Source organism: Martinezella rhizogenes, from assembly GCF_007002745.1.
Classification (GTDB): domain Bacteria; phylum Pseudomonadota; class Alphaproteobacteria; order Rhizobiales; family Rhizobiaceae; genus Agrobacterium; species Agrobacterium cucumeris.
This window is the reverse complement of record NZ_SGNY01000001.1, coordinates 14,872-36,459: the sequence shown is the minus strand read 5'-3', so window position 1 is coordinate 36,459 and position 21,588 is coordinate 14,872. Positions and strand designations below refer to the sequence as shown.

The window sequence follows — 21,588 nt, the reverse complement described above, 5'->3', positions numbered from 1 at the left end:
CTCAGATATTATCATCACGATCGCCGCTTTGCGTGGGATCGTAGGGGCGTTCGAAATTTCCGGCGGCGCGGCGAACGTCCTCTGCCTGATGCTCAAGAATCTCGCGGACCTTCGCCACCACTTCAGCTTCCGGTACGCTGACCTGCGCCACACGCGCCTCGCGCCAGCTGGCATTGTCCTCGATTTCGCCGGACAGACGCTTGCCTTCGATCAGATCCTTGATCTGGACCACACCTTCGGCACGCTCGTCACCGCCCTGGATGATGGCGATGGGGGAGCCGAGGCGATCGGCATATTTCAGCTGGTTGCCGAATTTCTTCCAGTTGCCCTGGTACATTTCGGCGCGAATGCCCTCGGCGCGTAGCGCCTGGGTGAAGCGCTGGTAACGGCCCATGCTTTCCACATCGCCATCCATGACGGTGATGAGAACCGGTGCAAGCGGCTTGACCTGACCGAGCTTGCCGAGGTTCTTCAGCGCCGTCATCAGGCGCGAGACGCCGATGGAGAAGCCCGTGGCCGGTACAGGCTGGCCCATGAAGCGCGAAACGAGGCCATCATAACGGCCGCCACCGCCGACCGAGCCGAACACGACCTTTTCGCCCTTTTCATTGGTGACATCGAAGGTCAGTTCGGCCTCATAGACCGGGCCGGTGTAATATTCGAGACCACGCACGACGGAGGGGTCGATCTTGATGCGCGTCGCATCGTAACCGGCACTGGTGACCAAGGCGCCAATGACGTTCAGCTCATCAACGCCTTCCTCGCCTTTCGAGGTGCCCGCCACGAGTTTCGCCAGATCGTCGGCGTTTGCCGCGTAATCCTTGATGCCGACGAAAAACAGCACTTTTTCGATCTGTTCGTCGCCAAGACCTGCACCCTTGGTAAAATCGCCGGACTCGTCCTTGCGGCCGGGGCCGAGTAGCAGCTTCACACCCTCAGGGCCGAACTTGTCGAGCTTGTCTATGGCGCGCAGCACGTTGAGGCGGCGGCCGGCATTGTCTTCGCCACCGAGACCGATGGCTTCCATGACGCCATCGAGCACCTTGCGGTTATTGACGCGAATGACATAGTCACCCCGCGCAATGCCCAGTGCTTCCAGCGTATCGGACATCATCATGCACATTTCGGCATCCGCCTGCACGCCGGCGGCGCCCACCGTATCGGCATCGAACTGCATGAACTGCCGGAAGCGACCGGGGCCGGGCTTTTCATTGCGGAAGACGTAACCGGCGCGATAGGTGCGGTATGGCAGCTGGATTTCGTTGAAGTTTTCCGCGACATGACGGGCTAGCGGCGCGGTCAGATCGTAGCGCAGGCTCATCCACTGGTCGTCATCATCCTGCAGCGAAAAAACGCCTTCATTCGGACGGTCGCTGTCCGGCAGGAACTTGCCGAGCGCATCGGTATATTCGAACTGCGGCGTTTCGATCGGATCGAACCCGTAAAGCTCGTATACCCTGCGGATCTTCTCGATCATCTCATTGGTGGCATGGATATCGGCAGCCGAGCGGTCCACGAAGCCACGCGGCAGGCGGGCTTTCAGTTTCTGAGGCTTTTTTGCTTTTTCGCTCATGATGCCGATCCGATATTTTCCTGAAATTATGCCGGTGTATTAGAGGATGAAGCCCGGTGCGGCAAGCCGCAAAGGCTTTGGTTTTACTGGCAGCGCAGGGCAAGCGATGCTATATGGGATGCATGTATCCCATTTTGGTCGGAAAGGACGCGAGCAATGAGCAAACAGACGGCTATTCGCCTGCCGGATGAGACCTATGAGCGGCTGAAAGCGCTTTCGGAGCGCACCGGCCGCACCTCCGCCTATTATATCCGCGAGGCGATCGAGAAGCATATCGAGGATATGGAAGATCTTTATCTCGCCGAAGAGGCGACGCGGCGGCAGATTGCAAACAATGAGCGCACCTATACTCTGGAAGAAGTGATGCGCAATCTTGACCTGGAAAATTGAGTTTCAGCACCGCGCCGTCAAGCAGCTTGCAAAGCTGTCCAAGCAAGATGCGAACCGCATCGTTTCGTTTCTCGCAGATCGAGTGGTCCAAGATGAAAATCCTCGCAGGACAGGCACCGCCCTGCAAGGCTCCGAACTCGGCAATTATTGGCGTTACCGGGTAGGCGATTATCGCATCATCTGCGATATACAAGATCACAAGCTCGTCGTGCTGGTGGTCGAAATCGGTCATCGCCGTGAAATCTACCGTTAGGCATCCATGATCCTCGAAGCCCTGCAATATGCCGCCACCCGCGCGGTTACGCCGAAAGAATTCCGGCCGCATATCCGCTATTCCGTCAACCTGTGGGCACGCGCCAACCGCTGCGCCAAGGCATGGGCGGAGCATGAGGACAACAGCCGGCAATTCGTGCTGCAATCCGCCCGAAAGCTGCGGCAAAAGCGGACGGCAGTGGTGCTGGGATCGGGCCTGCTGCGCGATGTGCCCTATGGCGCGCTGGTGGCGATGTTCGATACCGTCGTTCTGGTTGATCTGGTGCATCTCGCCAGCGTGCAGGCAAAACTGCGCCTCAATGCCAAAAAGAACGTCCGCATCGCCAACCGCGATCTTTCCGGTTTTGACGATGTTCTCGCCGGCCGACAGCCGGAACCGCTCGATTTCCTGCGACGGGTGCCCTATCTCGATCTCGTCGTTTCAGCCAATCTCCTGTCGCAGATCGGCACCGGCGCGCACCACCGGCTGGAGCGGGAGAAGATCACGAATGCGCCGGATGATTTGCTGGCGAAACTCATTCAGACACATCTCGATGCGCTGGCCGGGCTTCCCTGCAAGGCCTGCCTGGTAACGGACACATCCTTCGATGTCATCGGCAGGGATGGCAGCCTACAGCAGCACGAGGATTTGCTGCATGGCATCGATGTTCCCTCACCCGCTGCCGCGTGGGAATGGCCGCTTGCCCCCTTCGGCGAGGAAAGCAGGGATTACCGCATCATGCATCACGTCATCGCGCGTGAACTCACCTGACCGTCATGCTTATTCCACAATTTTCGCGGTAAATTGGCCCCATGCGCCTGATGATCCGCACTTTGATGTTTCTTGCCTGCCTGCTTTACGGTGCAATGCCGGCGCAGATGGCGATGAGCATGCCGGTGGGCGCCGGCATGGCCGTTTCGTCGCAACCCGCGATGAGCCGTGACAATGGCCATTCAAACCATGCCGGAAATCAGGACATCAATGCCGAGACCCATGGGCAGGACATATCCAAAGCCCATAAATCCGGCATGGGCGATTGCTGCCCACATGGCGATGACGCTGCGCATCCCGGATCCTGTGCTGCCTGCCTGATCGTGGTTCCGCAAACGATCTTTGCCGATGCTGGCCGGATGACCTTCGCGTATCCCAAGCCGCAGCGTGGCATTCTCTTTAATGGCAAGGCTTTCGCGCCGCCGCTGCCGCCTCCCCGCGCCTGACACCAGATTTTTCCAGTCAATCCATCGAAAAATCCGTCAGACACAGGAAGGATAATCCATGTCTATCAAGACCATCTCCCTCGCTGCCGCTTTCGCGGTCGTCTTCGCCATGCCCGTTTTCGCACAGGAAGCGGGCGGCCATGCCGGCCACACCATGTCCAAGGCTGCCGCAAGCGAAACCGATTCCACCAAGGCTTTCATGGAAGCCAGCAAGAAGATGCATGGCGATATGGCCATCGATTACAGCGGCGATGCCGATGTCGATTTCGTGCGCGGCATGATCCCGCATCATCAGGGCGCAATCGATATGGCCAAGGTCCAGCTCGAATATGGCAAGGACCCGGAAATCCGCAAGCTGGCAGAAGAGGTCATCAAGGCGCAGGAAGGCGAAATCGCCATGATGAAGGCCTGGCTGAAATCCAAGGGCAAGTGATTGCTGCAACCGAACGGAGCGCCGGCTGCGGCGCTCCGCTTTTTCTTCTCCCCGGCGGGGAGGAGAAATAAGTGGCAGCCTTCCTATCCAACGACAACCTGTGAACGCCGCCCTGCCCGGCTGCGACACTCCATTACAACCCCGCAAGACCGGCCTTGTAGTCCTCCGATGCCGCCCGGCTGAGGCGCTCCAGCTCCATGGCCGCCCGGCTGGTGTGGCGTTCCTTGTGGCGCAAAAGGGCAAAGTTGCGGGCGGGCAGATCGATGCCCGAACGGACCAGCAAACCCTGCCGCAAAAACAGTGACGCGACCGAGGCGGAAACTGCCGTCGCGGCCCCGCCGGAGCGCGCCGCCATCACCACCGCCTCGTTGGACGGCAGTTCCAGCATGACGGAAAGCTCGCCGGGATCGACGCCCATCTGCCGCACCGCCGCCTCAAAGGCGGAGCGGGTGCCGGAGCCCTGCTCACGCAACACCCATGAGGTTCCATAGAGCATATCGAGTGACGTGAGATAACGGCCATCGGCGAAGGGGTGGGCCGAACCGGTGACGACCAGCAGCTTGTCCGACACGACGGGCTGCACCATCAATGCCGGCTCGTCGATCCTGCCTTCGATGAAACCGACCTCCGCCAGACCATCCAGCACCGCCTGCGTGACAGTCTTGGTATTGCCGATATCGAGCCGGACGGTCACGCCAGGATAGAGCTTCTTGAATTGCATCAGGATCGGCGGCAGCCAGTAGCTTGCAATGGTCTGGCTGGCGCAGACGGTGATTTCGCCGCGCGTCAGGCCGCCCATTTCCGAGAGAATCAATTCGGCATTGCGCACGCGGGCCAGCGTCGCCTTTGCTTCGCCCAGAAACACCCGGCCGCTTTCGGTCAGTTCGATGTTGCGGCCAACGCGATGAAACAGCTCGACATTATAAAACGCCTCGAGATTCTTGATGGCGGAACTGACGGCGGAAGCTGTCAGGCCGATGGCTTCTGCGGCCCTCGTCAGATGTTCCCGTTCGGCGACGGCGATGAAGATGCGGAGTTGTTCGAAGGTCATGGCTTTTCATTCGATTTTATCGAATAATATATGCCATATTATTTGATAGAATAAAACAGGCGGCTACGGCATTGTCTGGCCATGGCACAGCATCGCACCCTCACCCATCCTTTCCAGTTTTCCCTTCGTTGGCTCACCCCGCTTCTGCCGGGCATCCTGCTCTGCGCCGCCGTCAGCTGCGCCGCCATTCTGGCCGAGCGTTTTCAGGTGCGGCTGGCCGGCCATGTATGGCTTGGCGATCTGGTGCTGGCAATTCTGATCGGCACGCTTCTGCGGTCGCTGGTGTCACTGCCGGCGGTCGCTTCTGCCGGCATCAAATTCAGTGCCAAGACCCTGCTCGAAATCGCCGTGGCGCTTCTCGGTGCGTCCCTCAGCCTTGCCATCCTCAAGGGTGCCGGCGGGCTGCTGATCGGCGGCATCGCGCTGATCGTCGCGCTGTCGCTGATCGTCAGCTATGTCGCCGGGCGAATGCTTGGCCTGCCGCCCAAGCTCGCAACGCTGATCGCCTGCGGTAATTCCATCTGCGGCAATTCCGCCATCGCCGCCGCCGCGCCCGCCATTGGTGCGAAGCCGGAAGATGTCGCCGCATCGATTGCCTTCACTGCGGTTCTCGGCGTCGCCGCCGTGCTTTTGATGCCGTTCCTGCCGCAGCTCCTCGGCCTCGATGCCACCCAATATGGCATCTTCGCTGGTCTAACTGTTTATGCCGTGCCGCAGGTTCTGGCCGCCACCGCGCCGCTTGGAGCCGTGGCCGTACAAACCGGCACCATCGTCAAGCTCATCCGCGTGCTGATGCTGGGGCCCGTCATCGCCACGCTTTCCGTCATCCATGGCCAGTCCGGCAAGGGACGCCTGAAATTGCAGCAGATGGTTCCGTGGTTCATCATCGGCTTTGTGCTGATGATCATGGCCCGTTCCTTCGGCCTCATCCCCGAAGTTCTGCTTTCCCCCGTCGCCTCGCTCTCCAACATCCTCACCATCATGTCGATGGCGGCGCTGGGTCTTTCGGTCGATATTCGCAGCCTTCGCCATGCCGGTGGCAAGGTCATTCTCGCCGCCAGCCTGTCGCTGGTGCTGCTGGGTGTTCTCAGTTTCGGCCTGATCGTACTGACACAGGCGGCCTGAGGGCGCGCCGTTATGTCCCGGTGCTGACCGTCAACGTGTAATGCGCGCCGAGGCCACGGCGCGGCGATCCCAGAATGAGTGTCGGGCGGATCAACCATTCGGTATCCGCCTTCGGCGTCAGCGTGGCGATCTTGCCGCCGGAATCGCTGAAGAAGATCGCATCCTCATCCGGCGTCGAAAAATCGAAGACCGCCATCAGGACGAATTCACTGGAGGCGGCGAGCTCGATCTTCACCGTCTGCCCGGCCTTCACCTTCAGGCGGTAGACATCACCACGCCCGCGCCGGGTCCAGCCATCCAGCGTCAGTGGTCCGGACGGCGGCATGGCCACTTCCTTCAGCCTTTCGCCATCATCCAGCCAGATGCCATCGACATTGCGGCTTTCCGCGAATGACGGATGCGGCACGGCGGCCACAGTCATGGTGAAAGCCAGAAGAAGGGACGTTGCCTTCATGGACGTATGAACTCCCGCCGCAGGGCCTCGATCGGCTGGCGGCAATGGCAGCCTTCGATATGGTCGTTGACCATACCCATGGCCTGCATGAATGCATAGACGGTCGTCGGGCCGACGAAACTCCAGCCCCGCTTCTTCAAATCCCTGGAAAGGCGGATGGAGGCGGCACTGGTGGGGTTGGCCCTTAAAGTCGCATAGTCCAGCCTTTGCGGCCTTTCTGCGGCGGCGGGTTCGAAACCCCAGAAATATCGGGCAAGCGAGCCGAATTCGTCCCGCAGTTCCAGAGCGCGGCGTGCATTGTTGATGGTCGAAACGATCTTGCCGCGATGGCGGATGATGGCCTTGTCCGCAACGCAGCGCTCGATATCGGCATCGCCGAACTCCGCCACTGTTTCGAATTCGAAATTGGCGAAGGCAAGCCGGAAAGCTTCGCGTTTGCGCAGAACCGTCAGCCAGGAAAGCCCGGACTGGAAACCTTCCAGACAGATTTTCTCGAACAGCCGGCGATCGTCAGTGACGGGATAACCCCATTCCTCATCGTGATACCGGCTGTAATCCTCCAGCCCCTGCTGCCAGAAACACCGCACGCGGCCATCCGCACCGGTTTCAAGTCCCGCTTCGCTCATTCCGCAACAACCCTTTTCCGCTCCCGCCCGTGACCGTTGGAAGCTGCGCACTTACCACTCATTCACCATGTTTTAAAACCGGGCGCTAACCTTAAATCCAGCTTTCCCTAATCAAGGGCTTTTTAATGAACAGCCATTTACGATTCGCTGGGGTCGAGGTGCGAACGTGTCCGGCAATGCGGGACAATATTCCCCGCCATTTCCATTGTTGCGGCATACCGCAGAGAGAGTCCACCCGATGACGATGAAGTCCGTTTTTCTGGCACTGAGCCTCGTTTCCACCCTCGCCGTGCCGGCGGCCATGGCCAATGAGCGTTACCGCGAGCGCCCGCCGATCGTCGTCAGCCCGGACCTTTCCGCACCATGGGTCACGCAGCTGGGTGGCCGCGGCAATGTGCGACCGGTGGTTTATCCACGCGCACCTGCCGCACGCCAGCCATTCTTCCAGCAGCGCCAGGTCGCCATGCCCCAGCGCCCCAGCTCCGGCGTCACATCGCAGCGCCCGGCGCGGGTGCAGAATGCCGCCGTGCGACCCAACGCACCGGTGCGCACGCAGATCGCGCCGCAGTTCCTGCCGCAGATCGTCGCCTACCAGACCAATGAAAAACCCGGCACCATCGTCATCGATACGCCGAACCGCTTCCTCTATCTCGTGCTAGCCGACGGCAAGGCGCGGCGTTATGGCGTAGGCGTCGGCAAGCCCGGCTTCGAATGGGCCGGAACCCACAAGGTGACCCGCAAGGCAGAATGGCCGAGCTGGACCCCGCCGAAGGAAATGATCACCCGCGAGGCGGCCAAGGGACATTACCTGCCGGCCTTCATGGAAGGCGGCCCGGCCAATCCGATGGGCGCACGTGCCATGTATCTCGGCTCCACGCTTTACCGCATTCACGGCACCAACCAGCCCTGGACGATCGGCAGTAACAATTCGTCCGGCTGCATCCGCATGCGCAATGAGGATGTCACCGATCTTTATGAGCGCGTAAACGTCGGAACGCGGGTCATTGTGATATGACGGCAACGGTTGTGCCATTCCGGTCGCTCCATGGCCGGCGTGGCCGCCTATCCGCTTGAATTGCCGCCTTTGCGCGGCACAATTCAATCGAACGAAGCATTCGACGAGACTTGGCGGGGGACGCCAGGCGCCGGACCTCTCTCAGGGGATGATGGAACGGCCTTAAAACGGGTGGTCAGCTGACCGCCCGTTTTTCGTTTCTGTCATTCAAATGTTATCAAAAAACGGTTTGGTGGATTTCTGATATCAATCTGGATTCTCTCCATGCCGCGCCACACTTCTTTTGTCTGCGCCCTGCTCCTCAGCGGCGTTTCCTTCTCTGCCGCACTCGCAGGCGAATTCGAAATTTCCGGTTATGGCGGCTGGCAAAGCGCCCCGCACAGCGATGTGACGGTTTCCGACGGACCGGATTTCCGGGCCGGATGGGAAGGCAAGTCGTTTTCCAGCCCGCCCTATTGGGGCGTGCGCGGCACCTACTGGTTTGAAGAGGGCCGGCTTAACAACTTCGGTATCTCGCTCGATTTCACCCATGACAAGGTTTATGCCGACGACCAGACGCTTGCCCGCTCCGGCTGGTCGCATTTCGAATTCACCGACGGCCTGAACCTTTTGACGCTCAACGCGCTCTATCGCTTTCCGCTGGAATCCCTGCCGATCACCCCTTATGTGGGCGCTGGCGTCGGCATCAACGTGCCGCATGTGGAAGTGAACCGTCCGTCGGGCAAAACCTTCGAATACCAGTTTGGCGGCGCCACCCTGCAGGCGCAGGCCGGCCTCAGCTACCGCATCACCGACAACTGGTCGACCTTCGTGGAATATAAGGGCACCTATTCCTTTATCGACGTCGATATCGACAATGGCGCGTCGCTGAAGACCGATATCATCACCAATGCGGTGAATTTCGGCGTGGCGTATAAGTTCTAGCTCCCTTCCCTCATTCCTGTGCTTGTCACAGGAATCCAGCCGACGCGCGTCTGCGCGGCGGGAAAGCCTTTTCAGCCCAAGGACTTGGGCTGGCTGGATCCCTGTGACGAGCACAGGGATGAGGGAGAACAAAGAAAACTCACGATCCAATCTTTGCGGCACACGTTATGGCGCTCTGGATCACTGCCCTATGAGCGCACCACGATCTAAACCGAAAGCCTCGCCGGCTTCGGCCCGCCATAGGCCCAGTCCAGCAGCTCAACCGTGTGCAGGATCGGCACATCAGTACCGGTTCCGATCTGCGTGATGCAGCCGATATTGCCGGTGGCGATGACATCCGCGCGCGTGGCCTCGATATTCTTCACCTTGCGCGCCTTGAGCTTGGCGGAAATTTCCGGCTGCAGGATATTGTAGGTTCCGGCCGAGCCACAGCAGAGGTGCCCTTCCGCCGGATCGCGAACGGTAAAACCAGCCGCCTTCAGCAGCTGTTTCGGGGCGAGCGTGATCTTCTGGCCGTGCTGCATGGAGCAGGCGGAATGATAAGCGACCGTGAGACCCTGATTTTGCCCTTGCGGCAGATCGAGCGTGGCGAGATATTCGGTGATGTCCTTCGCCAAGGCCGAGACCCGCGCGGCTTTTTCGGCATAGGCCGGATCGAGCCGCAGCATGTGGCCGTAATCCTTGATGGTGGTGCCGCAGCCGGAAGCGGTGATAATGATGGCGTCGAGACCGCCGCTCTCCATCTCACGCGTCCAGACATCGACATTGCGCCTTGCCGAGGCGAGCGCCTCTTCCTCCCGGCCCATATGATGCACCAGCGAACCGCAACAGCCCTCCCCTTTCGGCACCACGACCTCGATGCCGAGCCGTGCCAGCAGGCGCAACGTCGCCTCGTTGATGCCGGGATCGAGCACCGGCTGGGCGCAGCCGGTGAGGATCGCAACGCGCCCGCGCTTCTCGCCTTCGGCCGGCCGCTCTCCCGGACGGGTTGACGCGGAGGCCGCGGGCACGGCGGCGGGAGCGAGAGCGAGCATGGATTGCAGCGGCTTCAGCGCCGGAACTTTGGCAAGCAGGCCGGAGAAAGGCCGCGCCAGCCGGGCCAGATGCAGGGCCAGCCGGAAACGGGCTGGATGAGGCAGGACGGCAACCAGAAGATTGCGGATCAGCCTATCCATGAAGGGGCGCTTGTATGTCTGTTCGATATGGGCGCGGGCATGATCGACCAGATGCATGTAATCCACGCCGGAGGGACAGGTGGTGGTGCAGGCAAGGCAGGAAAGACAGCGGTCGATATGGGTGACGACCTCGCGGTCGGCCGGGCGGCTGTTTTCCAGCATGTCCTTGATGAGGTAGATGCGGCCGCGCGGGCTGTCCAGCTCGTTGCCGAGCGTGACATAGGTGGGACAGGTGGCCGTGCAGAAACCGCAATGCACACATTTGCGCAGGATTTTTTCGGATTCCGCCACATGCGGATCAGCCAGCTGTTCGGGCGTGAAGGATGTTTGCATGGTTCAGACCGCCCTTTCGATCGTCACGGCCATCTTGCCGGGATTGAAGATGCCCGCCGGATCGAGCTTCTCCCTGATACGCGACGACAAGATGGCTTCCGCCGCCGGGCGCGGTTCGAAGGCAGCGACCGTGGCGCGCACCGCATCGCTCGCCCTCACCAAAGTTGCGTGGCCGCCGCCGAGCGCCCGGATCGCGCCGCGCAGCAAATTCGCCTCGGGGTCCGCCTCCATCTGCATCCAGACAAGGCCGCCCTGCCAGTCGTAAAAGGCGTCGATGCCCGCTTCCATGCGCAGCGCCGCGACAAGCTGATGACCCACGGAAGGCGCGACCGATACTTTCCACAAGGGCTTCGCTGCCTGTCCCACATATGGCGCGACATCCCGCACCTGACGCCACAAAAGCCCGCTCTCCTCGCCCTCCAGCAGCACCCACGGCCCGACCCGGTCCATGACGGAGAGGAGTTTGGCCGTGCGCGCCTCCACCGAGGCGGAGAGCCCTTCCAGCCGCAGGATGGTCGCCGGTCCGTCCGGCAATCCGCCATCGATGAAACGGGAACGAACGCTTTCCGGCAGATGCGCCGCGCCCGAAACCTCGACACTCATCGCCATTGCCGCCGCCATGATGCGCGTCGCCGCTTCATCGTCGAGACCGGAAACGACCACGGTTTTTTCCGCAGGCGGTTTCGGCAGGACACGGAAGGTGACTTCGGTGAGGAAACCGAGCGTGCCGAACGATCCGGCGAGGAATTTCGACAGATCGAGCCCGGTGACATTCTTCATCACCCGGCCGCCGGCCTTGATCACATCCCCGCTGCCGTTGACGAAACGGATACCGAGCAGGCTGTCGCGGGCCGCACCGGCTACATAACGGCGGGGGCCGGAAACATTGGCGGCGAAGACGCCGCCGATGGTCGGTTCACCTTCGGTGCCCATGATCGGGCGGTGATCCATCGGCTCGAAGGCCATCATCTGGCGGTTTTCCGCGAGAGCCGCTTCGACGATGGCGAGCGGGGTGCCGGCCTTGACGGTCATGACCATTTCGGCGGGCAGGTAGGAGACGATGCCGTTCATCGCGCGGGAAGAGAGTGCTTCATCTGCTGCGACAGCATTGCCGAAACCGGAGCGGGTGTTGCCGCCGATGATTTTCAGCGCGCTTTTACGCGCGGCGTGATCGCGGATGATGTCGGCGACCTGAGTTTCTGCGTAGGGGGTCAGCATGGGGTCGCGGGCTCCGGGCATGGGATAGCGACGTTTGCGCGAGGGATACCCCCCTCTGCCCTGCCGGGCATCTCCCCCTCAAGGGGGGAGATCGACTCGCGGCAAGGTCCCGCGTTTTTCTTCGGTCGAGATGGAGCGACGCCGGTGCGTCTCGCCAATCTCCCCCCTTGAGGGGGAGATGCCCGGGAGGGCAGAGGGGGGTAAGCCACACCCACCATCGTCACAAAATTCACACCCATCATCCCCTCCCCTCCAGCGGAAACACCTTGGAAGGGTTCATCAGCCAGCCCTCATCGAAAGCCGCCCGCACCGCCATCTGCTGGGCAAGATCGGCCTCACCATACTGGTGGCGCATCAAATCCCGTTTTTCGATGCCCACACCATGTTCGCCGGTCAAACAGCCGCCGGCATCGACGCAGAGCTTCAATATTTCATTGCCTGCCTCTTCCGCGCGGGCCGCATCCTCCGGATCGTTGGCGTTGAACAGGATGAGCGGATGCATGTTGCCATCGCCGGCATGGAAGACATTGGCGACGCGCAGGCCGAGCCGGTCGGTGATTTCGCTCGTCTTCTTCAGCACATAAGAAAGCTGGGAGAGCGGCACGGTGCCATCCATGCAGATATAATCCGCGATGCGGCCGGTTGCGCCGAAGGCGGATTTGCGGCCTTTCCAGATCGCCGCCGCCTCCATGGCCGACTGGCACTCCTTCACGGTCTTCACGCCATGTTTTCGGGCAATCGCCACGATGTCGGCCAGCATGGCGTCCATTTCCGCCTCGGAGCCTTCGACCTCGACGATCAGTAGCGCGCCGACATCCAGCGGATAACCCGCTTTGGCGAAGGCCTCGCAGATTTCGATGGCCGGCTTGTCCATGAATTCGATGGCGACCGGGATGATACCCGCGCCGATAATATCGGCCACGCAGGAGCCGGCCTCCTCCGACGTCTCGAAGCCGAACAGCACCGGTCGCGCGCCTGCCGGCCTGGCGATCAGCCGCACTGTCGCTTCCGTCACGATACCGAGCTGGCCTTCCGAGCCGCAGACAAGGGCGAGCAGATCGTAGCCGGCAGCATCGAGGTGCTTGCCGCCCAGTTCCAGCACCGTGCCATCCACCAGCACCATTTTCACGCCGAGCAGATTATTGGTGGTGACACCGTATTTCAGACAATGCGCGCCGCCGGAATTCATGCCGATATTGCCGCCGATGGTGCAGGCAAGCTGCGAGCTGGGGTCCGGCGCATAGAAGAAACCTTCCGCGCCGGCCGCATCGGAAATGGAAAGATTGGTGACGCCCGCCTGCACCCGCGCCGTACGGTTATAAAAATCCAGTTCGAGGATCGAGGCCATCTTCGAAAGGCCGATCACCACCGCATCTTCCTGCGGGATCGCGCCGCCGGAGAGCGAGGTGCCGGCCCCACGCGGAACGACCGGAATGCCGTAGCGGTGACAATACTTCATCACCGCCGCCACCTCCTCCGTCGTTTTCGGCAACGCCACGGCCAGCGGCAGGCGGCGATAGGAGACGAAGGCGTCGGTTTCAAAAGGCACAAGTTCGCGCGGTTCGTGCACAAGACAGTCCGCCGGCAGAATATCCTTGAGGTCCGCTATGATGCGGTCGCGGCCGGCGACGACTTTCGCGCGCGGCTCCAGAAACTTGATCGGCTGCGTCACCGCGCCTCCTCCCTGCCATTTTCCCAACTGGTATTCTTTCTTTACCACTTTGAAACGGCGCAATCAAATGTTATGGATTTTTTCCATTCTGGAAACAATCGAGGGCAACTATGACGAATCTCGGCGATCTGGAAGTCTTCGCAAGCGTTGCCGCTTCCGGCAGCATGTCGCTGGCCGCAAGGGAGCTTGGTTATTCGCCCGCCGTCATTTCCAAGCGCATCAAGCGGCTGGAAGAAAAGCTCGGGGCGCGGCTTTTTCAGCGCACCACGCGGCAAATCTCGCTGACCGAAGCGGGGCAGGGTTTTTATGAGCGTGTACTGGCCGTGCTGGAAGGGCTGGAGGAGGCCGAGGATTTCGTGTCCGGCCGCGCCAATACGGTCAACGGCACGCTGAAGGTTTCCGCGCCGACCTCCTTCGGGCGCATGCATATCGCGCCGCATCTGAAGGGTTTCATGGAGCGGCATCCTGATCTTTCGGTCAATCTAGTGCTGAGCGACGAATTCATCGACATCATCGAGGGTGGTTACGATCTGGCCATCCGTATCGCCGATCTGAATTCCTCCAGCCTCGTGGCCCGCAGGCTGGCGCCGGTGCGCCGGGTGCTCTGCGCCTCGGCGAATTATGTGGCCGCGCACGGCATGCCTGCAACAATCGAGGATCTGAAGAAGCACCGCTGCCTGCCGGCACATAATAATGATGTATGGCGACTGGAAGGACCGGGCGGCGCGCTCAGTATTCGCCCGGAAGGCATGCTGGTCACCAATTCCAGCGAGGTGATCCGCGAGGCGGTGATTTCAGGACTTGGCATTGCACTGCGTTCCACCTGGGATATCGGCCATGAATTGCGCGCCGGCAAACTGGTACAGGTTCTCCCTGGCTATGAAGGGTCGCGAAACGTCACTCTCTCGGCGGTTTATCCGAGCCGGCAGTTCCTGCCTGCGAAGGTTCGACTGTTCATCGACTATCTGGCCGGGCTCTATGGGCCTTCACCCTATTGGGAGCAGGGTTGAGGCAGGCGTCGCGTCGGCACCACCTATCCTCCCTCATCCCTGTGCCTGTCACAGGGATCCAGCCAGCCCAAGTCCTCGGGCTGAAAGGAGTCCTTCCCGCCGCGCGGACGCGCGTCGGCTGGATTCCTGTGACATTCTCGGGCTCGTTCCCGGGAACAGGAATGAGGGAAACTTGGCCCTCAGTGCCCGCCCTCGGCATGGGAGCGGCGGATGCGGCGCACCACCCACCAGACGCCGAGGACCGCGAAGGGAACGGAGATGCCGGTGACCACGGCGGGGTCGAGCGGCAGCACATCATGGCTGATCGCCTTGGTGAGATAACCGATGAGGCCGACGACATAATAGGAAATGGCGGCGACCGAGAGGCCTTCGACCGTCTGCTGCAGGCGAAGCTGCATAGCGGCGCGCTTGTTCATGGTGTTCAGCAACACCGTATTCTGCCGTTCCAGTTCCACATCGATCCAGCTTCGGACGAGCGCCGTAGCGCGATAGAGCTTGCGCGACAGATTGGCCTGCCGCTCCTCCACCGACTGGCACGTGCGCATGGCCGGCGCCATGCGCCGTTCCAGAAAGCTGCCCATGGTCTCGTGGCCCTGCACCGGGGTTTCCGCAAGCGCCCGGATGCGTTCGCGCACGATGCCGTCATAGGCGCGGCTGGCGCCGAAACGATAGAGGCTGAGCGCGGCATTGGCTTCCAGTTCCGCCGCAAGCCGGGTCATTTCCGCCAGCAGCGCGTCCGCCTCGTCGCGCGCGCCGTTTTTCATGCGCTGGGTGATACCGGTCAGGCCATCCTCGATGCGGCGGATTTCGGGCGAAAGCGTCTGCGCCATCGGCAAGCCGAGCATGGCAAGGGTGCGATAGGTCTCGATATCGAGAAGCCGCTGCACCAGCGCGCCACGGCTGTAATCGGTGAGGCCCCGGTCGATCACCAATATCTGCGTCAGCCCGTCGCGATCCTGCCGGAAATCGGTGAGGATCGCCGCCTGACCGTCGCGCACGTCGCTGTGACAGAGGCTGGTCGGCTCGAAGATCGTCTCTGCCTGAGACGCCACGCCGTTTTCCGGACGGATTTCAAGCCGCACGCCCGAGATCAGCGAGCCGGGCGGCGAAAAGCCGTCGCCGAAGGGATCGCCGGCAATCTCGCCGCCGAATTTTTCCGGCGCGGGGCCATCCCAGAACCAGGTCGAAAATTCGGTATGCCGCTCCCAGCGCAAGGTCCCCTGCCCCCAGGGCATGGCATGGTGGCGGGCATCGCGTTCCGGCGGCGCAACACCGCGGCTGCGCGACATTTCCGCGATGACCGAGTGATGCACGGCCGAACCGCCATCCATCATGAAGGCGAGCTGGACGATGATGCGCGAGGGTGCGAGAAGCACCGTCGGCCGCGCATGAACCTCCCCGAGCGCCAGCGATCTTTCCGGCGCGCTTGCGAAAGCAAATCTACCCTTGGCCATTGCGATTTCGTCCCCGCTTCCTATCCCGGATTTCTAAAACATCGATCACAATGAAAACATCGCAATCGAAGCCGATGTAATTGTTTTGATCCATCTGACGACAAAAATCCGCCATCGTCACCCTGCCCCAAGCCTGCTTTAACAAAAGCCAGTTTGGAAAGGCAGATGCCGAGTTGCCGCAGCTACACAAGACGCCACTCGCTCGGAACTGGACAGAATATTTGACCAGTGCAATGCTTGGCTGATAATTTGCCCAATATCAAAATCAGGGGCGGGATTTCGCCGGAGACTTCTGCGATGGATGAAACGCTTTTTGCGCGCATCGAGCACAGCCGCACATCGCAGGAGGTGATCCTACGCTTCGAGGAACTGATCCTCGACGGCATATTGCGGGATGGCGACCGCCTGCCCGGCGAGCGTGAACTGGCGCAAAAGCTGGACGTCTCGCGGCCGATCCTTCGGGAAGCACTGAAGGAGCTTGAAACCCGTGGCCTTCTCGTCAGCAGACATGGCGGCGGCACGTTCGTCGCGGATATTGTCGGCCCGGTGTTTTCCGACCCCCTGAGTGCGCTGATCACCCGCCACAGCCGGGCAACGCGGGATTTTCTCGAATATCGCCGTTATATCGAAGGCATGACCGCCGAACTTGCAGCGCAACGGGCGACAGAGCCGGACAGGCGCAACCTCGCCGCCATCGTCGACAGGATGCGGGAAGCCCATGAGGCCGGCCGTTTCGATGACGAGCTTTCCGGCGATGTGGAATTTCACAACGCCATTGGCGAGGCGGCGCATAATATCGTGCTGATGCACACGTTGCGGTCCTGCTACCGGCTTTTGAGCGACGACATCTTTTACAATCGCCATCTCATCTTCACCGTCGCGGGCGCCCATGACGAGGTGCTGAGACAGCATATCGCCATCCATGACGCCATCGCGAGCGGCGATCCGGCGGCGGCAAGGGCTGCGGCAGAGGCTCATATCGACTTCATCGTAGAGACGACATCCAGGGCGCATCAGGCGCGTGAATGGGACCGGATTTCCCGTTTGAGGCAGCAGCAGCGCAGCGTCTGAAAACGCTATCCGGCGAAATACGGCACCTATTTTATTCAGGTTTTTATGGAACCTTTTGTGCTCTTTGGTCTTTTTATCGGGTTAATTGGAAAAATTTACCAAGATGGGACCCATGACAACCACGAGCGAAACTGAACGCTATCCGCGGATAGCTCTCATATCGACGCATGGCTATGTCGCCGCGCACCCGCCACTGGGCGCTGCCGACACCGGTGGACAGGTGGTTTATGTGCTTGAGCTTGCACGCAAACTCGGCCAGCTCGGTTATACTGTCGATCTTTATACCCGCCGCTTCGAAGACCAGCCGGAATTCGACGAGGTTGACGAGCGCGTCCGTGTGGTGCGCATTCCCTGTGGCGGGCGCGATTTCATTCCCAAGGAATATCTGCATCGCCACCTGATGGAATGGTGCGAAAACGCACTGCGTTTCATCAAGAAAAACGACCTCAATTACTCCTTCATCAACAGCCATTACTGGGATGCGGGCGTGGCCGGGCAGCGACTGTCCGAAGCGCTGAAAATCCCGCATCTGCACACACCGCATTCGCTCGGCATCTGGAAGAAACGCCAGATGGAGACCGACTATCCGGAAAAGGCCGATACGTTCGAACTGGAATTCAATTTCAAGGAGCGCATCCAGCACGAGCTGATCATCTATCGCAGCTGCGACATGGTGATTGCCACGACGCCGGTTCAGCTTGACGTGCTGATTGAAGATTACGGGCAAAAGCGCAAACACATCCACATGATCCCGCCGGGTTATGACGACAACCGCTTCTTCCCGGTTTCGGATGCGACGCGGCAGATGATCCGCCAGCGTTTCGGTTTCGAGGGCAAGGTGGTGCTGGCGCTGGGGCGGCTGGCCACCAACAAGGGTTACGACCTTTTGATCGACGGCTTTTCCGTCCTTGCCGAGCGCGAACCGGAAGCCCGCCTGCATCTGGCCGTCGGCGGCGAGAACATGGACGAACAGGAAACCACCATTCTCAACCAGCTGAAGGACCGCGTGAAAGCGCTTGGACTGGAAGACAAGGTGGCGTTTTCCGGATACGTCGCGGATGAGGACCTGCCGGATATCTACCGCGCCGCCGATCTTTTCGTGCTTTCCAGCCGTTACGAACCTTTCGGCATGACGGCGATCGAAGCGATGGCCAGCGGCACGCCGACCGTCGTTACCATCCATGGCGGGTTGTTCCGCGCTGTGAGCTATGGCCGCCATGCATTGTTTGCCGATCCTTTCGACAAGGAAGACCTCGGCATTACCATGATGAAACCCTTCAAGCATGAGCGGCTTTACGGGCGGCTTTCGCGTATGGGCGCGCACAAGGCGCGCAGCCTGTTCACCTGGACGGGCATTGCTCAGCAATTGCTGGCGCTTGTTGAAGGCAGGACCATGATGCCGGTTCTCGAAGAGGCGGACTGGGCCGAACCGTGGAATGACGGCGATTGAGACCGCTTCGCCTTTTTTCCACCGATCTCGACGGAACCGTTGTCGGCAACAACGATGCCACGCGCCGGTTCCGCGATTTCTGGCAATCATTGCCGGACGAGCATCGTCCGGTTCTGGTCTTTAACAGCGGCAGGCTGGTCGATGACCAGCTTGCGCTGTTGGAAGAGGTACCGCTGCCGCGGCCCGATTATATCATCGGCGGTGTTGGAACGATGCTGCACGCCAAGCAGCGCAGCGAACTGGAAAGCGCCTACAGACACTCACTCGGCACCGGCTTCGATCCGAAGCGGATTGCCGATGTCATGGGCCGCATATCCGATGTGACGATGCAGGAAGAGCAATATCAGCACGGCCTCAAATCCAGCTGGTTCCTGCATGACGCCGATGAAAAGGCGCTTGCCGATATTGAAAACGCGCTGCTGGCGGCCGATATCGATGCCCGCATCGTTTATTCCAGCGGTCGCGACCTCGACATATTGCCAAAGGCCGCCGACAAGGGTGCCGCACTGGCATGGTTATGTGGACAACTGCATATCGGTCTCGACGAATCGGTCGTTGCGGGCGATACTGGCAATGATCGAGCGATGTTCGAGTTAAATGACGTTCGCGGTGTGATCGTTGGCAATGCCTTGCCGGAACTTGTTTCCCTGGCAAACGGCAATAGCCGGTTTTACCTCTCGGGCGCGACTGAAGCGGATGGTGTGATGGAAGGTCTCCGGCATTGGGGACTGGATGCGGGCCAGCGCAATTCCGGCCGCAACCGTTGAGCGGTTTGCGTTCCGAATGACCTGAAGCAGACAGATACGGAATTCCGCAATCGGCTGTTGAACCGGCAACCCCGGCAAGCTTCCGTTCGCCTCCATCCGTGCCCCTTAATCTTCATCAGCATGAAGACAATAGTGGGTTATGGATGAAGGGGGATTGGCGGAACATACAGTGTATCTATATTAGCAATTATCACTGCCCGGCAAACAAGGATTTATACGGATTGAAGATTTTGAATCGATTGGCGACAGACGTTGGCTTGATGTTGCGCAGACCGCCGCGACAGCAATATGCGGCGCTGTGCTATCGATTGTCCAAAAAACATCCGGAGCCGGAAGTTCTGCTGTTGACCAGCAGGGATACCGGACGATGGGTCATTCCCAAAGGCTGGCCGATGGGCGGCAAGAAGGCCCACGCGGTGGCCGAACAGGAAGCCTATGAGGAAGCCGGTGTCAAAGGCACGGTGGAGAAGGCCCCCTTCGGCTTTTATGAATATGAGAAAAAACTGAACAGCGGCGTCAACGTGCCGTGCAGGGTTCAGGTGCATCTGCTCGAAGTCTCGGAAATGCAGGAGAGCTTTCCCGAAAGAGACTCCAGAAAGCTGGAATGGGTCACTCCGCAGGAAGCGAACAGGCGGGTTAATGAGCCGGAACTGAAGGCGCTGATGCTCGCTTTCGACAAGCGGATGGCGCATTCGAAATAGCGCCGACGCCCGAAGCGTGGCAATGTGCAGTTTGTTTTTCCAACATGGCTTTTATCGTCTTTCATTTTGGAAAGATGTGCGAGATGTAACAGTCTTTCTGTAAAATTGCCTTCAACCTGCGACATTGCCGGACGAGAGGGAATGTTGGCAAACGAGGTCTGAATTGGCAATAAAGCCACCATCGAACATGAAACCGACGCTCGACAAGGATCTCGACAAGATCACCCGTGTCGAAGAGGCGACGCTGCACGTCACGCAGCAGCTTGCCGGCCTTGGCGCGGGGTTCATGTTCGTTGTCCTGGCGGCGATATTTGCCGGTGCCTTCGTCACAGGCACCGACGGCTCGGTCATCATCATCGCGGCGGTCGCCATTGGCGCCTATATGGCGATCAATATCGGCGCGAATGACGTAACGAACAATGTCGGCCCGGCGGTTGGCGCCAAGGCCCTGCCGCTCGCCGCAGCACTCATCATTGCCGCCATCTGCGAGATCGCCGGTGCGCTCATCACCGGCGGCAATGTGGTCGAAACCATTTCCAGCGGCATCATCAACGTCCAGACCATTCCCGACAGGACCGCATTTTCCTGGGCGATGCTGTCGGCACTTCTCGCCGCCGGCCTTCTCGTCAATCTCTCCACCTGGACCAAAGCGCCGATTTCCACCACCCATACGGTGGTTGGCGGCGTTGCGGGTGCGGGCATGGCCGCGTATGGCATCGGTGCAGTCGACTGGCTGTCGCTCGGCAGCATTGCCTTCGCATGGGTGCTGGCACCCTTCATCAGTGCCGCCATCGCCATCCTCATCCTTGCCTTCATCAAGGAATGCATCATCTACCGCGAGGACAAGATCGAAGCCGCGCGGCTGTGGGTGCCTGTTCTTATCGGCCTGATGGCGGGGGTTTTTGCCGCCTATCTCATCTGGGTCGGGCTGCGGCAGCTCATGCATGTGTCATTGGGCCATGCCAGCCTCATCGGGTTCGTGACCGGCCTCGTTGCCTGGCGTCTCTGCGTGCCGATCATCCGCAAACAATCGCAAGGGCTGGAGAACCGCAACCAGTCGCTGCGAACGCTGTTCCAATGGCCGCTCGTGCTCGCCGCCGGATTGATGTCCTTCGCGCACGGGGCAAATGACGTGTCCAACGCCATCGGCCCGGTGGTGGCCATCGTGCGGGCATTGCACAACGAAGCGGTGGAGACGTCCGCCCGCGCACCGCTCTGGGTGATGCTGGTCGGTGCATTCGGCCTTTCCTTCGGTATTCTGCTTTATGGCCCGCGCCTCATCCGCCTTGTCGGTGAGCAGATCACCAAGCTTAACCCGATGCGCGCCTTTTGTGTTTCCGTGGCCACCGCGCTCACCGTTCTTGTCGCCTCACGCTTCGGCCTGCCGGTCAGCACCACCCATACGGCAATCGGCGCGGTATTCGGCGTCGGTTTCTTCCGTGAATGGTACACGCAGTCATCGCGCCGGCGGCAGGAACTCGTCAATGCGGGCACCGGGGATATCCGCCGGACCGCACGGTTTGCCGACAATCCTTCCGAGGTGCGCCGCCGCTACCTTGTCCGTCGTTCCCACTTCATGACAATCATCGCTGCCTGGCTGGTCACCGTTCCCGCAAGCGCCACCCTTGCGGCGCTGCTCTACTGGCTGATGTCTTTCCTCTTTCTGTGAAACCGAA

At 60.4% G+C, this 21,588-nt stretch carries 22 protein-coding genes; 14 read left to right on the top strand and 8 right to left on the bottom strand.

Annotated elements, in window-relative coordinates:
- Position 1: 1 nt before the first annotated feature.
- Positions 2-1,573: a histidine--tRNA ligase gene (gene hisS / locus EXN68_RS00180; protein ID WP_142839163.1), complete on the bottom strand. Its 1,572-nt coding sequence runs from the start codon at positions 1,571-1,573 to the stop codon at positions 2-4.
- A 156-nt stretch (positions 1,574-1,729) separates the two neighbouring features.
- Here hisS and relB point away from each other — a divergent pair, with 156 nt between their 5' ends.
- The 5 genes from relB to copM are packed head-to-tail and all read left to right on the top strand — an operon-like array spanning position 1,730 to position 3,866.
- On the top strand, positions 1,730-1,963 hold the full coding sequence (gene relB / locus EXN68_RS00175) for a type II toxin-antitoxin system RelB family antitoxin (RefSeq protein WP_142839162.1): 234 nt from the start codon (positions 1,730-1,732) through the stop codon (positions 1,961-1,963).
- Positions 1,947-2,216 carry a type II toxin-antitoxin system RelE family toxin gene (locus EXN68_RS00170; RefSeq protein WP_142839161.1) on the top strand — a complete coding sequence of 90 codons (270 nt, stop codon included), beginning with the start codon at positions 1,947-1,949 and terminating at the stop codon, positions 2,214-2,216. The genes relB and EXN68_RS00170 overlap by 17 nt, the downstream gene beginning before the upstream one ends.
- A gap of 6 nt (positions 2,217-2,222) precedes the next feature.
- On the top strand, positions 2,223-2,987 hold the full coding sequence (locus EXN68_RS00165; RefSeq protein WP_142839160.1) for a hypothetical protein: 765 nt from the start codon (positions 2,223-2,225) through the stop codon (positions 2,985-2,987).
- A gap of 41 nt (positions 2,988-3,028) precedes the next feature.
- Positions 3,029-3,433, top strand: coding sequence for a hypothetical protein (locus tag EXN68_RS00160; RefSeq protein WP_237681340.1), 405 nt, complete (start codon positions 3,029-3,031; stop codon positions 3,431-3,433).
- A gap of 58 nt (positions 3,434-3,491) precedes the next feature.
- The gene (gene copM, locus EXN68_RS00155) at positions 3,492-3,866 is read left to right on the top strand and encodes a CopM family metallochaperone (protein ID WP_142839159.1); all 375 of its coding nucleotides are present in this window, start codon (positions 3,492-3,494) and stop codon (positions 3,864-3,866) included.
- A gap of 133 nt (positions 3,867-3,999) precedes the next feature.
- Here copM and EXN68_RS00150 read toward each other — a convergent pair whose 3' ends face one another.
- Entirely contained in the window at positions 4,000-4,917 is a 918-nt protein-coding gene (locus EXN68_RS00150; RefSeq protein WP_142839158.1) for a LysR substrate-binding domain-containing protein, read from the bottom strand.
- 81 nt (positions 4,918-4,998) lie between these two features.
- On the opposite strand from EXN68_RS00150, the gene EXN68_RS00145 reads away from it, so the two are divergent.
- Positions 4,999-6,042, top strand: coding sequence for a YeiH family protein (locus EXN68_RS00145; RefSeq protein WP_142839157.1), 1,044 nt, complete (start codon positions 4,999-5,001; stop codon positions 6,040-6,042).
- 10 nt (positions 6,043-6,052) lie between these two features.
- Here EXN68_RS00145 and EXN68_RS00140 read toward each other — a convergent pair whose 3' ends face one another.
- Positions 6,053-6,496 (bottom strand): hypothetical protein, encoded by a 444-nt coding sequence (locus EXN68_RS00140; protein WP_142839156.1) that lies wholly within the window; start codon positions 6,494-6,496, stop codon positions 6,053-6,055.
- Positions 6,493-7,122, bottom strand: a complete 630-nt coding sequence (locus EXN68_RS00135; RefSeq protein ID WP_142839155.1) for a DNA-3-methyladenine glycosylase I — start codon at positions 7,120-7,122, stop codon at positions 6,493-6,495. Before EXN68_RS00135 ends, EXN68_RS00140 begins: the two co-directional genes overlap by 4 nt.
- Positions 7,123-7,360: 238 nt before the next feature.
- On the opposite strand from EXN68_RS00135, the gene EXN68_RS00130 reads away from it, so the two are divergent.
- Complete coding sequence (locus EXN68_RS00130; RefSeq protein WP_142839154.1) at positions 7,361-8,137, top strand: L,D-transpeptidase; 777 nt, start codon at positions 7,361-7,363, stop codon at positions 8,135-8,137.
- A 264-nt stretch (positions 8,138-8,401) separates the two neighbouring features.
- Positions 8,402-9,061 carry an outer membrane beta-barrel protein gene (locus tag EXN68_RS00125; protein ID WP_142839153.1) on the top strand — a complete coding sequence of 220 codons (660 nt, stop codon included), beginning with the start codon at positions 8,402-8,404 and terminating at the stop codon, positions 9,059-9,061.
- A 206-nt stretch (positions 9,062-9,267) separates the two neighbouring features.
- On the opposite strand, the gene glcF is transcribed toward EXN68_RS00125, so the two are convergent.
- The 3 genes from glcF to EXN68_RS00100 all read right to left on the bottom strand — a co-directional run bounded on the left by glcF (position 9,268) and on the right by EXN68_RS00100 (position 13,459).
- On the bottom strand, positions 9,268-10,569 hold the full coding sequence (gene glcF, locus EXN68_RS00115; RefSeq protein WP_142839152.1) for a glycolate oxidase subunit GlcF: 1,302 nt from the start codon (positions 10,567-10,569) through the stop codon (positions 9,268-9,270).
- A gap of 3 nt (positions 10,570-10,572) precedes the next feature.
- The gene (locus tag EXN68_RS00110; protein WP_142839151.1) at positions 10,573-11,787 is read right to left on the bottom strand and encodes an FAD-binding protein; all 1,215 of its coding nucleotides are present in this window, start codon (positions 11,785-11,787) and stop codon (positions 10,573-10,575) included.
- A 238-nt stretch (positions 11,788-12,025) separates the two neighbouring features.
- Positions 12,026-13,459 (bottom strand): FAD-linked oxidase C-terminal domain-containing protein, encoded by a 1,434-nt coding sequence (locus EXN68_RS00100; protein ID WP_142839149.1) that lies wholly within the window; start codon positions 13,457-13,459, stop codon positions 12,026-12,028.
- Positions 13,460-13,569: 110 nt separating this feature from the next.
- Here EXN68_RS00100 and EXN68_RS00095 point away from each other — a divergent pair, with 110 nt between their 5' ends.
- Complete coding sequence (locus EXN68_RS00095) at positions 13,570-14,469, top strand: LysR family transcriptional regulator (RefSeq protein WP_142839148.1); 900 nt, start codon at positions 13,570-13,572, stop codon at positions 14,467-14,469.
- A 179-nt stretch (positions 14,470-14,648) separates the two neighbouring features.
- On the opposite strand, the gene EXN68_RS00085 is transcribed toward EXN68_RS00095, so the two are convergent.
- Positions 14,649-15,923: a DUF3422 family protein gene (locus tag EXN68_RS00085; protein WP_080817722.1), complete on the bottom strand. Its 1,275-nt coding sequence runs from the start codon at positions 15,921-15,923 to the stop codon at positions 14,649-14,651.
- Between the two features lie 297 nt (positions 15,924-16,220).
- On the opposite strand from EXN68_RS00085, the gene EXN68_RS00080 reads away from it, so the two are divergent.
- The 5 genes from EXN68_RS00080 (at position 16,221) to EXN68_RS00060 (ending at position 21,581) form a co-directional block, all read left to right on the top strand.
- Positions 16,221-16,994, top strand: coding sequence for a FadR/GntR family transcriptional regulator (locus tag EXN68_RS00080; protein ID WP_142839147.1), 774 nt, complete (start codon positions 16,221-16,223; stop codon positions 16,992-16,994).
- Positions 16,995-17,097: 103 nt separating this feature from the next.
- The gene (locus tag EXN68_RS00075) at positions 17,098-18,444 is read left to right on the top strand and encodes a glycosyltransferase family 4 protein (RefSeq protein ID WP_161991134.1); all 1,347 of its coding nucleotides are present in this window, start codon (positions 17,098-17,100) and stop codon (positions 18,442-18,444) included.
- Positions 18,441-19,211, top strand: a complete 771-nt coding sequence (locus EXN68_RS00070; protein WP_142839145.1) for an HAD-IIB family hydrolase — start codon at positions 18,441-18,443, stop codon at positions 19,209-19,211. Before EXN68_RS00075 ends, EXN68_RS00070 begins: the two co-directional genes overlap by 4 nt.
- A 260-nt stretch (positions 19,212-19,471) precedes the next feature.
- Entirely contained in the window at positions 19,472-19,912 is a 441-nt protein-coding gene (locus tag EXN68_RS00065; RefSeq protein ID WP_161991133.1) for an NUDIX hydrolase, read from the top strand.
- 163 nt (positions 19,913-20,075) lie between these two features.
- The gene (locus tag EXN68_RS00060; RefSeq protein WP_142839143.1) at positions 20,076-21,581 is read left to right on the top strand and encodes an inorganic phosphate transporter; all 1,506 of its coding nucleotides are present in this window, start codon (positions 20,076-20,078) and stop codon (positions 21,579-21,581) included.
- Positions 21,582-21,588 lie beyond the last annotated feature (7 nt).

Bases quoted from the DNA above. Each gene is read 5' to 3' on its own strand.
- EXN68_RS00145 (WP_142839157.1), top strand. From the start codon at position 4,999: ATGGCACAGCATCGCACCCTCACCCATCCTTTCCAGTTTTCCCTTCGT.
- EXN68_RS00135 (WP_142839155.1), bottom strand. From the start codon at position 7,122: ATGAGCGAAGCGGGACTTGAAACCGGTGCGGATGGCCGCGTGCGGTGT.
- EXN68_RS00075 (WP_161991134.1), top strand. From the start codon at position 17,098: ATGGGACCCATGACAACCACGAGCGAAACTGAACGCTATCCGCGGATA.
- EXN68_RS00165 (WP_142839160.1), top strand. From the start codon at position 2,223: ATGATCCTCGAAGCCCTGCAATATGCCGCCACCCGCGCGGTTACGCCG.
- EXN68_RS00095 (WP_142839148.1), top strand. From the start codon at position 13,570: ATGACGAATCTCGGCGATCTGGAAGTCTTCGCAAGCGTTGCCGCTTCC.
- EXN68_RS00065 (WP_161991133.1), top strand. From the start codon at position 19,472: ATGTTGCGCAGACCGCCGCGACAGCAATATGCGGCGCTGTGCTATCGA.
- copM (WP_142839159.1), top strand. From the start codon at position 3,492: ATGTCTATCAAGACCATCTCCCTCGCTGCCGCTTTCGCGGTCGTCTTC.
- EXN68_RS00140 (WP_142839156.1), bottom strand. From the start codon at position 6,496: ATGAAGGCAACGTCCCTTCTTCTGGCTTTCACCATGACTGTGGCCGCC.
- glcF (WP_142839152.1), bottom strand. From the start codon at position 10,569: ATGCAAACATCCTTCACGCCCGAACAGCTGGCTGATCCGCATGTGGCG.
- EXN68_RS00110 (WP_142839151.1), bottom strand. From the start codon at position 11,787: ATGCTGACCCCCTACGCAGAAACTCAGGTCGCCGACATCATCCGCGAT.
- EXN68_RS00160 (WP_237681340.1), top strand. From the start codon at position 3,029: ATGCGCCTGATGATCCGCACTTTGATGTTTCTTGCCTGCCTGCTTTAC.
- EXN68_RS00085 (WP_080817722.1), bottom strand. From the start codon at position 15,923: ATGGCCAAGGGTAGATTTGCTTTCGCAAGCGCGCCGGAAAGATCGCTG.
- hisS (WP_142839163.1), bottom strand. From the start codon at position 1,573: ATGAGCGAAAAAGCAAAAAAGCCTCAGAAACTGAAAGCCCGCCTGCCG.
- EXN68_RS00150 (WP_142839158.1), bottom strand. From the start codon at position 4,917: ATGACCTTCGAACAACTCCGCATCTTCATCGCCGTCGCCGAACGGGAA.
- EXN68_RS00130 (WP_142839154.1), top strand. From the start codon at position 7,361: ATGACGATGAAGTCCGTTTTTCTGGCACTGAGCCTCGTTTCCACCCTC.
- EXN68_RS00125 (WP_142839153.1), top strand. From the start codon at position 8,402: ATGCCGCGCCACACTTCTTTTGTCTGCGCCCTGCTCCTCAGCGGCGTT.
- EXN68_RS00080 (WP_142839147.1), top strand. From the start codon at position 16,221: ATGGATGAAACGCTTTTTGCGCGCATCGAGCACAGCCGCACATCGCAG.
- relB (WP_142839162.1), top strand. From the start codon at position 1,730: ATGAGCAAACAGACGGCTATTCGCCTGCCGGATGAGACCTATGAGCGG.